The 11861-nt window shown below is 59.6% G+C and carries 11 protein-coding genes; 9 read left to right on the top strand and 2 right to left on the bottom strand.

Annotation, left to right across the window (positions count from 1 at the left end; all coding sequences use genetic code 11):
- The first annotated feature begins 71 nt into the window (after nt 1-71).
- The 7 genes from K0P33_RS30730 (at nt 72) to K0P33_RS30700 (ending at nt 8413) form a co-directional block, all read left to right on the top strand.
- Complete coding sequence (locus K0P33_RS30730) at nt 72-1430, top strand: glutamine synthetase family protein (RefSeq protein ID WP_094948827.1); 1359 nt, start codon at nt 72-74, stop codon at nt 1428-1430.
- Between the two features lie 60 nt (nt 1431-1490).
- The gene (locus K0P33_RS30725) at nt 1491-2855 is read left to right on the top strand and encodes an aspartate aminotransferase family protein (protein ID WP_094948828.1); all 1365 of its coding nucleotides are present in this window, start codon (nt 1491-1493) and stop codon (nt 2853-2855) included.
- Between the two features lie 207 nt (nt 2856-3062).
- Nucleotides 3063-4157 (top strand): polyamine ABC transporter substrate-binding protein, encoded by a 1095-nt coding sequence (locus K0P33_RS30720; protein WP_094948838.1) that lies wholly within the window; start codon nt 3063-3065, stop codon nt 4155-4157.
- Between the two features lie 148 nt (nt 4158-4305).
- Nucleotides 4306-5400, top strand: coding sequence for a polyamine ABC transporter substrate-binding protein (locus K0P33_RS30715; protein ID WP_094948829.1), 1095 nt, complete (start codon nt 4306-4308; stop codon nt 5398-5400).
- Nucleotides 5401-5472: 72 nt separating this feature from the next.
- Nucleotides 5473-6615 carry a polyamine ABC transporter ATP-binding protein gene (gene potA / locus K0P33_RS30710; protein ID WP_094948830.1) on the top strand — a complete coding sequence of 381 codons (1143 nt, stop codon included), beginning with the start codon at nt 5473-5475 and terminating at the stop codon, nt 6613-6615.
- A 35-nt stretch (nt 6616-6650) separates the two neighbouring features.
- Entirely contained in the window at nt 6651-7532 is an 882-nt protein-coding gene (locus tag K0P33_RS30705; protein WP_176462878.1) for an ABC transporter permease subunit, read from the top strand.
- The gene (locus K0P33_RS30700; protein ID WP_083356229.1) at nt 7529-8413 is read left to right on the top strand and encodes an ABC transporter permease subunit; all 885 of its coding nucleotides are present in this window, start codon (nt 7529-7531) and stop codon (nt 8411-8413) included. Before K0P33_RS30705 ends, K0P33_RS30700 begins: the two co-directional genes overlap by 4 nt.
- Before the next feature lie 132 nt (nt 8414-8545).
- Here K0P33_RS30700 and K0P33_RS30695 read toward each other — a convergent pair whose 3' ends face one another.
- Nucleotides 8546-9187, bottom strand: coding sequence for an HD domain-containing protein (locus K0P33_RS30695; protein ID WP_242153369.1), 642 nt, complete (start codon nt 9185-9187; stop codon nt 8546-8548).
- Nucleotides 9188-9458: 271 nt separating this feature from the next.
- On the opposite strand from K0P33_RS30695, the gene K0P33_RS30690 reads away from it, so the two are divergent.
- Nucleotides 9459-10424: a DJ-1/PfpI family protein gene (locus K0P33_RS30690; protein WP_242153366.1), complete on the top strand. Its 966-nt coding sequence runs from the start codon at nt 9459-9461 to the stop codon at nt 10422-10424.
- On the opposite strand, the gene K0P33_RS30685 is transcribed toward K0P33_RS30690, so the two are convergent.
- Entirely contained in the window at nt 10402-10755 is a 354-nt protein-coding gene (locus K0P33_RS30685) for a carboxymuconolactone decarboxylase family protein (RefSeq protein WP_083356232.1), read from the bottom strand. The genes K0P33_RS30690 and K0P33_RS30685 overlap by 23 nt on opposite strands.
- A 99-nt stretch (nt 10756-10854) precedes the next feature.
- On the opposite strand from K0P33_RS30685, the gene K0P33_RS30680 reads away from it, so the two are divergent.
- Nucleotides 10855-11757: an AraC family transcriptional regulator gene (locus tag K0P33_RS30680; RefSeq protein ID WP_094949230.1), complete on the top strand. Its 903-nt coding sequence runs from the start codon at nt 10855-10857 to the stop codon at nt 11755-11757.
- Nucleotides 11758-11861 lie beyond the last annotated feature (104 nt).

Raw genomic sequence — 11861 nt, 5'->3', positions numbered from 1 at the left:
ACGACGCGGATGCTGCGTCAAACAACGCCTGACCTTTAATGGATGTCAGGAAACCCAGCCCAGAGGCATTTATGAGTAACAACCTCGACCAGCTCACCGATTGGTTGAAAGACCACAAGATCACAGAAGTCGAATGCATGATTGGCGACCTGACGGGCATCACCCGGGGCAAGATCTCGCCGACCAACAAGTTCATCGCCGAAAAAGGCATGCGCCTGCCCGAGAGTGTTCTGTTGCAGACCGTGACCGGCGACTATGTCGAAGACGACATCTATTACGAATTGCTCGACCCGGCCGACATCGACATGATCTGCCGCCCCGACCAGAACGCGGTGTTCCTGGTGCCTTGGGCCATCGAGCCCACCGCGCAGGTGATCCACGACACCTACGACAAGCAAGGCAACCCGATCGAGCTGTCGCCGCGCAACGTGCTCAAGAAAGTCCTCAAGCTGTACTCCGACAGAGGCTGGCAGCCCATCGTGGCGCCGGAGATGGAGTTCTACCTGACCAAGCGTTGCGAAGACCCGGACTTCCCGCTGCAACCGCCGATCGGCCGTTCCGGTCGCCCGGAGACGGGCCGTCAGTCCTTCTCTATAGAAGCAGCCAACGAATTCGACCCATTGTTCGAAGACGTCTACGACTGGTGCGAACTGCAGGAGCTGGACCTCGACACACTGATCCACGAGGACGGCACGGCGCAGATGGAAATCAACTTCCGTCACGGCGACGCACTGTCGCTGGCCGACCAGATCCTGGTGTTCAAGCGCACCATGCGTGAAGCCGCGCTCAAGCACAACGTGGCCGCCACGTTCATGGCCAAGCCGATGACGGGCGAGCCTGGCAGCGCGATGCACTTGCACCAGAGCATCATCGACATCGCCACCGGCAAGAACGTCTTCTCTAATGAAGACGGGAGCATGAGCCAGCTGTTCCTTAACCACATTGGTGGCCTGCAGAAATTCATCCCTGAATTGCTGCCACTGTTTGCCCCCAACGTGAACTCGTTCCGCCGCTTCCTGCCCGACACCTCGGCGCCGGTGAACGTGGAGTGGGGCGAAGAGAACCGCACCGTCGGCCTGCGCGTACCGGATGCCGGCCCGCAGAACCGCCGCGTGGAAAACCGCCTGCCGGGCGCCGACGCCAACCCATACCTGGCGATTGCCGCCAGCCTGTTGTGCGGCTACATCGGCATGGTCGAAGGCCATAACCCGAGCGCGCCCGTGGTGGGCCGTGGTTACGAGCGCCGCAACCTGCGCCTGCCGTTGACCATCGAAGACGCCCTGGAACGCATGGAAAACAGCAAGACCATCGAGAAATACCTGGGTCAAAAATTCATCACAGGTTACGTCGCGGTCAAGCGGGCCGAGCATGAAAACTTCAAGCGCGTGATCAGTTCGTGGGAGCGGGAATTCCTGCTCTTTGCCGTCTGATCCGCTGGGCGCGTCGCAGGAAAAGACGCGCCCTCACCTGAAAAAGTCTAGGAGATTGGTATGTCCAGCAACAACCCGCAAACCCGTGAATGGCAAGCCTTGAGCAATGATCACCACCTTGCACCGTTCAGTGACTTCAAGCAATTGAAGGTGAAAGGCCCACGGATCATCACCAAAGCCCACGGCGTTTACCTGTGGGACAGCGAAGGCAACAAGATCCTCGACGGCATGGCCGGCCTGTGGTGCGTGGCGATTGGTTACGGTCGCGCTGAACTGGCTGACGCCGCCGCCAAGCAGATGAAAGAACTGCCGTATTACAACCTGTTCTTCCAGACCGCTCACCCGCCGGTGCTGGAGTTGGCCAAGGTCATCTCCGACATCGCGCCAGCGGGCATGAACCACGTGTTTTTCACCGGTTCCGGCTCGGAAGGCAACGACACCATGTTGCGCATGGTCCGCCACTACTGGGCGATCAAAGGTCAGCCGAACAAGAAAACCATCATCAGCCGCAAGAATGGCTACCACGGCTCCACCGTGGCCGGCGCCAGCTTGGGCGGCATGATCGCTATGCACGAACAGGGCGACTTGCCGATCCCAGGCATCACCCACATCGCGCAGCCGTACTGGTACGGCGAAGGCGGCGACATGAGCCCGGAAGAGTTCGGGGTGTGGGCTGCCAACCAACTGGAAGAGAAGATCCTGGAACTGGGCGTGGACAACGTCGGTGCCTTTATTGCTGAGCCGATCCAGGGTGCCGGTGGCGTGATCGTGCCGCCAGCCACCTACTGGCCGCGCATCAAGGAAATCCTCGCCAAGTACGACATTCTGTTCGTCGCCGACGAAGTGATCTGCGGTTTCGGCCGTACCGGTGAGTGGTTCGGTAGCGACTTTTACGACCTCAAGCCCCACATGATGACCATCGCCAAGGGCCTGACCTCGGGTTACATCCCTATGGGCGGCCTGATCGTGCACGATGACGTGGTTGCCGTGCTGAATGAAGGCGGTGATTTCAACCACGGTTTCACGTACTCCGGTCACCCGGTGGCGGCAGCAGTGGCCTTGGAAAACATCCGCATCATGCGCGATGAAAAAATCGTTAAGCGTGTGCACGACGAAACGGCACCGTATTTGCAGAAGCGTCTGAGGGAGCTGGCTGATCACCCGTTGGTGGGTGAAGTTCGCGGTGTGGGCATGCTCGGGGCGATTGAGCTGGTGCAGGACAAGGCCACGCGCAAGCGTTACGAAGGCCGTGGTGTGGGCATGATCTGCCGCACGTTCTGCTTCGAGAATGGCCTGATCATGCGCGCCGTGGGCGACACCATGATCATTTCGCCGTCGCTGGTGATGAGCAAAGCGGAAATCGACGAGCTGGTGACCAAGGCTCGCCATTGCCTGGACCTGACTTTGGCGGCATTACAGGGCTAAATGCTAGGCTCAGTGCGCAGCGGCTTCGGCTGCTGTGTCTGAGCAGTTAGAAATCTGCATTGATAAAAAGGGTGCTTTGGTTGAAAGCCGGCACTCGAACTTGCCAGACTGTCGCCCTGTTTTGTTGCCCTTTAGACGGGCCGCTAAACATTAAGAACGTGGCCCAAAAAAGAAAAATTGGAGCATCACCAAATGAAGGCATTAGGTTTGAAGAACGCTGGCAAGACCCTCCTCGCCTTGTCCCTGATGGGCGCAATGGTGGGCGCGGCCCAGGCAGGCGATAAAGTGCTGCACATCTATAACTGGTCTGACTACATTGCACCGGACACCATCGCCAACTTTGAAAAAGAGTCGGGCATTAAAGTGGTGTACGACGTTTTCGACAGCAACGAGACCTTGGAAGCCAAGTTGCTGGCAGGCAAGTCCGGCTACGACATCGTCGTACCGTCGAACAACTTCCTCGCCAAGCAGATCAAGGCCGGTGTCTATCAGGAGCTGGACAAGTCCAAGCTGCCCAGCTACGACAACCTGAACAAATCCCTGCTTAAAGCCGTGTCGGTGAGCGACCCGGACAACAAGCACGCCTTCCCGTACATGTGGGGCTCCATCGGCATCGGTTACAACCCGGAGAAGGTCAAGGCTGCGCTGGGCGTGGACAAGATCGATTCGTGGGACGTGCTGATGAAGCCGGAAAACATCGCCAAGCTGAAAAGCTGCGGCGTGAGCTTCCTCGACTCGCCAACCGAAATGCTGCCGGTTGCGCTGCATTACCTGGGCCTGCCGACCGACACCCAGAAGAAGGCTGATCTGAAACAAGCCGAGGACCTGTTCCTCAAACTGCGCCCATCGATCGGCTACTTCCACTCGTCCAAGTACATCTCGGACCTGGCCAACGGCAACATCTGCGTGGCCGTGGGTTACTCGGGTGACATCCAGCAGGCCAAGTCCCGCGCGGCTGAAGCCGGTGGCAAGGTCAAGGTTGCCTACGACATTCCAAAAGAAGGCGCCGGCAGCTTCTATGACATGGTCGCCATCCCTAAAGATGCCGAAAACGTCGAAGCCGCCTACAAGTTCATGAACTACCTGCTGGAGCCAAAAGTGATGGCGGCCATCACCAACAGCGTACGTTTCCCGAACGGTAACGAGAAAGCCACCGCACTGGTCGACAAAGACATCACCAGCGACCCGGGCATCTACCCGGCGGCGGATGTGCAAGCCAAGCTCTACGCCATTGCTGACTTGCCGGCTGCAACCCAGCGTGAAATGACTCGCAGCTGGACCAAAATCAAATCGGGCAAATAAGCCTTGATACCGGTGGGGGCGGCGAATGGCCGCTCCCACAAATTAAATGACATAAAGCTTTGCCGGATCGGTTTATCGAGGGTAAGTTGCGCGCCGGTTTTGTTGCCGGGCAACAACTTTGGGCCCAACTATTTAAGAGGACCTCCACTTGCCAATTTCTTTATTTCGCAAAGCCATGCTGGTGGGTGCAGGTATCACGCTGGCTGTGAGCGTGCAGGCCGCACCGACGGTGCATATTTATAACTGGTCGGACTACATTGGCCCGGACACCCTGGTCAACTTTGAAAAGGCCACCGGCATCAAGCCTGTGTATGACGTGTTTGATTCCAACGAGACCCTGGAAGGCAAGTTGCTCGCCGGGCGTACCGGTTACGACGTGGTCGTGCCGTCCAACCACTTCCTCGGCAAGCAGATCAAGGCCGGGGCGTTCCAGAAGCTCGACAAGTCATTGCTGACTAACTATTCCAACCTCGACCCGGTGCTGCTCAAGCGTCTGGAAAAGAATGATCCGGGTAACCAGTACGCCGTGCCGTACCTGTGGGGTACCAACGGCATCGGTTACAACGTCGACAAAGTCAAAGAGGTGCTGGGCGTCGATCACATCGATTCCTGGGCCGTGCTGTTCGAACCGGAAAACATGAAGAAGCTGGCCACCTGCGGCGTCTCGTTCATGGACTCGGCGGATGAAATGCTGCCGGCGGTGCTCAACTACATGGGCTTGAACCCTAACAGCACTAACCCCGAAGACTACAAAAAGGCCGAAGAGAAGTTGCTGAAAGTGCGGCCCTACGTGACCTATTTCCACTCGTCCAAATACATCTCGGACCTGGCCAACGGCAACATCTGCGTGGCGGCGGGTTTCTCCGGTGATGTGTTCCAGGCCAAGGCCCGCGCAAGCGAAGCCGGCAAGGGGGTGAACATCGCCTACACGATTCCGAAAGAAGGCGGCAATTTGTGGTTTGACGTACTGGCGATTCCCGCGGACGCCGCCAACGTCAAAGAGGCCCACGCCTTCATCAACTATTTACTGCAACCTGAGGTGATCGCTCAGGTCAGTGATCAAGTCGGTTACGCCAACCCTAACCCAGGGGCGGACAAACTGATGGAGCAATCGATACGCACTGACGCAGCGGTTTACCCACCGCAGGCGGTTCTCGACCGGACGTTTGTCAACTTCGAGCTACCCCCGAAAGTGCAACGTTTGATGACCCGTAGCTGGACCAAGGTCAAGACGGGCAAGTAAGGCTTAAAGCTCAAACTATCCAAGGTTTCGCCCGTATTGGGTGAACCTCAAATTTTGTTGGGAGTTTCGTAAATGGCAGTTGCCTCCGGCGCCTATAAGAAAGCCCTCGAGGGCGACCAGACACCGAAAAAGGTGCTGGTCAAAATCGACCGGGTCACGAAGAAGTTCGACGAGACGATTGCCGTGGACGATGTGTCCCTGGAAATCAAAAAAGGCGAGATCTTCGCCTTGCTCGGCGGTTCGGGTTCGGGCAAATCCACCTTGCTGCGCATGCTCGCAGGCTTCGAGCGCCCAACGGAAGGTCGCATTTACCTCGACGGTGTGGACATCACCGACATGCCGCCGTACGAGCGGCCGATCAACATGATGTTCCAGTCCTACGCCTTGTTCCCGCACATGACCGTGGCGCAGAACATCGCCTTCGGCCTGCAACAGGACAAGATCTCCAAGGCTGAAGTCGACGCCCGCGTGGCCGAGATGCTCAAGCTGGTGCAGATGAGCCAGTACGCCAAACGCAAGCCGCATCAGCTGTCTGGCGGTCAACGTCAGCGTGTGGCGTTGGCGCGTTCCCTGGCCAAACGCCCGAAACTGCTGCTGCTCGATGAGCCGATGGGCGCACTCGACAAGAAGCTGCGTTCGCAGATGCAGCTGGAGCTGGTGGAGATCATCGAGCGCGTGGGCGTGACCTGCGTGATGGTGACCCACGACCAGGAAGAGGCCATGACCATGGCCGAGCGCATCGCGATCATGCACCTGGGCTGGATCGCCCAGATCGGCAGCCCGATCGACATCTACGAAACGCCTACCAGCCGCCTGGTGTGTGAGTTCATCGGCAACGTGAACATCTTCGACACCCAAGTGGTGGACGACGCCGAAGGCCACGCGGTGCTCAAGTGCACGGACCTGGACCGCGACATCTACGTGGGCTACGGCATCGCTACCTCGGTGGAAGACAAGTCGGTGACTTACGCCATCCGCCCGGAAAAGCTGCTGGTCACCACTGAAATGCCGACCTGCGAACACAACTGGTCCAGCGGCAAGGTGCATGACATCGCCTACCTGGGCGGTCACTCGGTGTTCTACGTGGAACTGCCGAGCGGCAAGCTGGTGCAGTCCTTTGTCGCCAACGCCGAACGCCGTGGCCAGCGCCCAACCTGGGGTGATCAGGTGTACGTGTGGTGGGAAGACGACAGCGGCGTGGTACTTCGCTCATGAATATGAAGAAGTTCAAGCGGCGCTTGGATCGCATAATCCCCAGTGGCAAGCAGGTGGTCATTGGGATTCCTTTCCTGTGGCTGTTCCTGTTTTTCGCACTGCCGTTTTTCATCGTATTGAAAATCAGCTTTGCCGAAGCCGATGTGGCGATACCGCCGTACACCGAGATCTACACCTACGTTGAGCAGAAGCTGCAACTGGTGCTGAACCTGGCGAACTACAGTTTGCTGGCGGGCGATGAGCTGTATATCGCCGCGTACCTGGGCTCGCTGAAGATGGCGTTTTTCAGCACGCTGTTGTGTCTGCTGATCGGTTACCCGATGGCCTACGCCATTGCCAGCGCGCGTAAAGAGATACAGACGGTGCTGGTGCTGCTGATCATGATGCCGACCTGGACCGCGATCCTGATTCGCGTGTATGCGTGGATGGGCATCCTCAGCAACAACGGTTTGCTCAACAGCTTTCTGATGTCCATCGGCTTGATCAACGAACCGCTGCAGATCCTCAACACCAACATCGCGGTGTACATCGGCGTGGTCTATTCGTACCTGCCGTTCATGATCCTGCCGCTGTATGCCAACCTGGTGAAGCATGACCAGAGCCTGCTGGAAGCCGCGTCCGACCTGGGCTCGAGCACCTTCAACAGCTTCTGGAAGATCACCGTGCCGCTGTCCAAGAACGGCATCATCGCCGGCTGCATGCTGGTGTTCATTCCAGTGGTGGGCGAGTTCGTGATCCCGGAACTGCTCGGCGGGCCGGAAACCCTGATGATCGGTAAAGTGTTGTGGCAAGAATTCTTCAACAACCGTGACTGGCCGGTGGCGTCTGCCCTGGCGGTGGTGATGCTGGCGATCCTGATTGTGCCGATCATCCTGTTCAACCGCAGCCAAGCCAAAGAGCTGGAGGGCAAGATATGAAGCGCTTCAGTTTCTCGAGTTTTATGCTGGTGGCGGGGTTGTTGTTTATCTACCTGCCGATGCTGATACTGGTGATCTACTCGTTCAACGAATCCAAGCTGGTGACGGTGTGGGGCGGTTGGTCGATCAAGTGGTACGTGGGCCTGTTGGACAACACCCAACTGATGGGCTCGGTGGCCCGCTCCCTGGAAATCGCCTGCTACACGGCGGTGGCCGCCGTGGCGCTGGGTACGTTGGCGGCGTTCGTGCTGACGCGCATCAGCCAGTTCAAGGGCCGCACGCTGTTCGGCGGCTTGGTGACGGCGCCGCTGGTAATGCCTGAGGTGATCACCGGTCTGTCGCTGTTGCTGCTGTTCGTGGCCATGGCGCAGATGATCGGTTGGCCGCAGGAACGTGGCATTGTCACCATCTGGATCGCCCACACCACGTTCTGTGCGGCGTATGTGGCGGTGGTGGTGTCGGCGCGCTTGCGTGAGCTGGACTTGTCGATCGAAGAAGCGGCCATGGACCTCGGCGCGCGGCCGTGGAAGGTGTTCTTCTTGATCACCATCCCGATGATCGCACCGTCGTTGGCGGCGGGCGGCATGATGTCGTTCGCGCTGTCGCTGGATGACCTGGTACTCGCCAGCTTCGTGTCGGGCCCGGGCTCGACCACCTTGCCGATGGAAGTGTTCTCGGCGGTGCGTCTTGGGGTTAAACCTGAGATCAACGCCGTGGCCAGCTTGATCCTGTTGGCGGTGTCGCTGGTGACCTTCCTGGTGTGGTTCTTCAGCCGTCGTGCTGAAGAGCACCGCAAGAAAGCCATCCAGCAAGCGATTGAAGAAGCCGCGGCCGATGGCTGGCAGCAGCCGGACAAGCGCCGGGCGGCTGCACCGGTTTAACTGCCGGAGTGGGATGAAAAATGTGGGAGCTGGCTTGCCTGCGATAGCGGTGTGTCAGTCGACAGATGAGTCGACTGGCAGGGCCTCATCGCAGGCACGCCAGCTCCCACAGTTGATTGCATTCCAAGTCAACTAGGCAGCCCACGGCGACTTACGAATCACCTCCACAAAATTCATCGGCTTGAACCCCGGCTCCTGATCCACCAGCACATCCGTCTTCACGTTGCCAAACGTGGTCTGCGGGCGATGGCGCAAGCCGTCGGCAAACGCGCAGATGATGCACTCCTTGAACCCCTCACCACGTGGATGCGCATGCACCACGGCTTCGCGCTGCACGCTGGTAAAGGCGGCGTAGTCCATGCCCAGCACGTCCATCTCGACACCGGCGGTCACCAGCGCCACGGTGGGGCGCAGATGCTGCGGCACGCCCGGCGTGGTGTGCAGGGCGATCGACAACCACACTTGCTCAATATCGGCATCACTCAGCCCGTACGGCTTTAGGAACGCGGCGGCGGCGTTGGCGCCGTCCACTTCGAAACGTTCGTTGTCACTGCGATGGCCTTCAACCAGGCCCAGGTCATGGAACATCGCGCCGACGTAAAGCAGCTCCGGGTTGTAGGCCAATTGTTTGCGTTCGCCGCTCAACGCACCGAACAGGAACACCCGGCGGGAGTGGTGGTAGAGCAGGTCGGATTCGACGTCGCGGATGTATTCGGTGGTGGCCTTGGCCAGGGCGCTGTCCGGGATCTGGATGCCGGCGATGGTGGGGCTCATGGTCGTTCTCCTCAAGCAAGCGCCGGTGGGGCGCCGATGAGTGAAGTCTGGTCGCGCGCTCGCGACGGGGCTATTGCCGCGAGGGTGCAATCCCGGCCAATGTGCCTCGATATCGCGCCAGATGCGGTCAAATGTGGGCGCTGGCTTGCCTGCGATGCTGGCGACTCGGTCTGTCAGTTAGACTGGGGTGATGCGATCGCAGCGATGCGGCGACCCGACAAGCCAGCTCCCACAGGGGGTTTATGTTCTTCCAGTAGAAGGTGAGTTGTTCATGGGCAAAACCATCGCCATCCTGATCTTCCCCGGCGTCCAGTCACTGGACGTGACCGGCCCCATGGATGTGTTCTGCGAGGCCAACCGTTTCCTGCCGCCCGAAGACCATTACCAACTCGAAGTGATCGGCCTGGGCCACGGCACCATGGCGGCCTCCAACGGCTTGTCGTTGCAGGCCCACCGGCATTACAGCGAAGCCCTGAGCGCCTACGACCTGCTGCTGGTCGCCGGCGGCCCGCAATTGCCCTTCGAAAATTTCGGCCCGGCGTTTGATGCTTGGCTATGCGACGCCACCGCCCGAGCGCAGCGCTTCGGCTCGATCTGCAACGGCGCCTTCATGCTGGCCCGCGCCGGGTTACTGAATGGCAAAACCGTCACCACCCATTGGAACGATGCCGCTGACCTGGCGCGCTTGTGCCCCTTGGCCCAAGTCGACGCCGACCGCCTCTACGTGCAGGACGGCAACCTCTACACATCGGCGGGTGTCACGGCGGGCATCGATCTGTCGCTGTTTCTGCTGGCCCAGGACCACGGCGCGGAAGTCGCGCTGAGCGTGGCCAAGCGCCTGGTGGTGTTCACCCAGCGTGCGGGCGGGCAGTCGCAGTTCAGCCCCTTCCTCACACCCCACGCCGAAAGCACCTCGGCGGTGGCGCTGGTGCAGTTGTACGTGCTGGCGAACCTGACCGGGGATTTGACCATCGCCGACCTGGCCAGGGCGGCCAATATGAGTGCGCGCAATTTCTCTCGCGTGTTTGCCCGTGAGGCGCGCATCACCCCGGCGGAGTTTGTCGAGCGGGCGCGGGTGGATGCGGCGCGGGTAATGCTCGAAAGCAGCCCCGCGCCGCTCAAGACCGTGGCCTACCAATGCGGGTTTCGCGATGCCCAGCACATGCGCAGCGTGTTCAACCGCCGGCTGGGCGTGACGCCGCAGCAGTTCAGGCTTAACTTTGCGGCGCTGGTTTGAGCGTGTCGTAGGCTTCCAGGGCGCGCAGTGAGTAGATATATGCCGCCCCCGCGTTCATGGAAATTGCGGTGGCCAGGGTCGCGGCCACTTCCTCGCGGGTCGCGCCGGCTTTGATCGCCGCATCCGCATGCACGCCGATGCAGCCGTCACAGCGCGTGGTGATAGCCACGGCGATGGAAATCAGCTCACGGGTCTTGGCGTCGAGCACGTTGTTTTCCTCGGCAGCCTCGTCCAACGCCATGTACGCTTTGACCATCTTCGGGTTGCTCTTGCCCAGCGCGCCAAAGGCTTTCTTTACGGTAGGCAGCAAGTCGGACCAGTTATTGAACATTGCGGTAACTCCTGAACAGGTTGGGTGTGAAGCCAGTCTGTGCTGTTCGGGGTTAGGGGCATTGTTCAATCCGCTCATCTTTTTGACCGATGTTCGCAAATGAATTCGATCGACACCCTTATCAAGATGGCCAACCTGCGCGGCAGCCTGGATTTGCGTTGCCAGTTCCAGGGCGACTGGGCGCTGGATCACACGCCGGAGAATTTGGGCGTGGCGCCGTATCACATTGTGCTCAGCGGCACCTGCCGCGCCGAGTTAACGAGCGGGCAGCACGTAACGCTGGGGGAGGGCGATATCCTGCTGATGCCCGGTGGCGCCACCCATTTGTTGCGCAGTCCAGGTTCACGCATCCAGCCGATGCCACCGACGGTGATTGAGGGCGGTTTACTTCCGGTTCATCGCCTGGGTGGCGAACGGGTGGACTTGGACATGCTCTGCGGCAGCTTTCACTACAACCGGCAGTCGTTGTTGTTTGCCGCGTTGCCGGAGTATCTGGTGGTGTCCAGTCGGCAGTGGCAGGGCGATGGGCAATTGGCTGCGTTGATTGCTTTGTTGCGCAGCGAAGCGGATGGGCAACAACTGGGCGCCCGCTCGTTTATCGATGCACTGTCGTCGGCCTTGTTCACCCTGATCCTGCGCACCTGGCTGACCCTTCAGGCGCCGGTGGCCGGCACCTTCGCCTTGCTCGCCGACAAGCGCCTGAGCAAGGCCTGGCAGGCGATGCTGGCCGAGCCCGGCCATGAATGGACCATCGACAGCCTGGCCTTGGTTGCGACGATGTCGCGAGCGACCTTCATGCGTACCTTTGTGAAGGTGGCGGGTGTATCCCCGTGGGTGCTGCTGACCCAGTTGCGTATGGAGTTGGCGTTCAATCTGCTGCACCAGTCACGCCTGAGCCTGATGGATATCGCCGCCCAGGTGGGTTATCAGTCCCAGGCAGCGTTCAGCAAGAAGTTCAAAGAAACCTACGGCGAGGCGCCGGGGCGCCTGAGGGCGCGGTAGCCGTCACAACCAAGATCAAATGGGTGAGCTGGTTTGCCCTGCGATGGTGGTGCGTCAGTCGACAGATGAGTCGACGGACATGGCCTCATCGCAGGCAAGCCAGC

Origin of the sequence: Pseudomonas sp. ArH3a (assembly GCF_022648765.1) — a bacterium.
GTDB lineage: Bacteria > Pseudomonadota > Gammaproteobacteria > Pseudomonadales > Pseudomonadaceae > Aquipseudomonas.
Note: the sequence above shows the minus strand (reverse complement) of the source record. Positions and strands in the feature narration are given on the sequence as shown.

Coding starts and splice junctions, on each gene's coding strand:
- K0P33_RS30730 (WP_094948827.1), top strand. CDS start 72: ATGAGTAACAACCTCGACCAGCTCACCGATTGGTTGAAAGACCACAAG.
- K0P33_RS30725 (WP_094948828.1), top strand. CDS start 1,491: ATGTCCAGCAACAACCCGCAAACCCGTGAATGGCAAGCCTTGAGCAAT.
- potA (WP_094948830.1), top strand. CDS start 5,473: ATGGCAGTTGCCTCCGGCGCCTATAAGAAAGCCCTCGAGGGCGACCAG.
- K0P33_RS30700 (WP_083356229.1), top strand. CDS start 7,529: ATGAAGCGCTTCAGTTTCTCGAGTTTTATGCTGGTGGCGGGGTTGTTG.
- K0P33_RS30695 (WP_242153369.1), bottom strand. CDS start 9,187: ATGAGCCCCACCATCGCCGGCATCCAGATCCCGGACAGCGCCCTGGCC.
- K0P33_RS30690 (WP_242153366.1), top strand. CDS start 9,459: ATGGGCAAAACCATCGCCATCCTGATCTTCCCCGGCGTCCAGTCACTG.
- K0P33_RS30685 (WP_083356232.1), bottom strand. CDS start 10,755: ATGTTCAATAACTGGTCCGACTTGCTGCCTACCGTAAAGAAAGCCTTT.
- K0P33_RS30680 (WP_094949230.1), top strand. CDS start 10,855: ATGAATTCGATCGACACCCTTATCAAGATGGCCAACCTGCGCGGCAGC.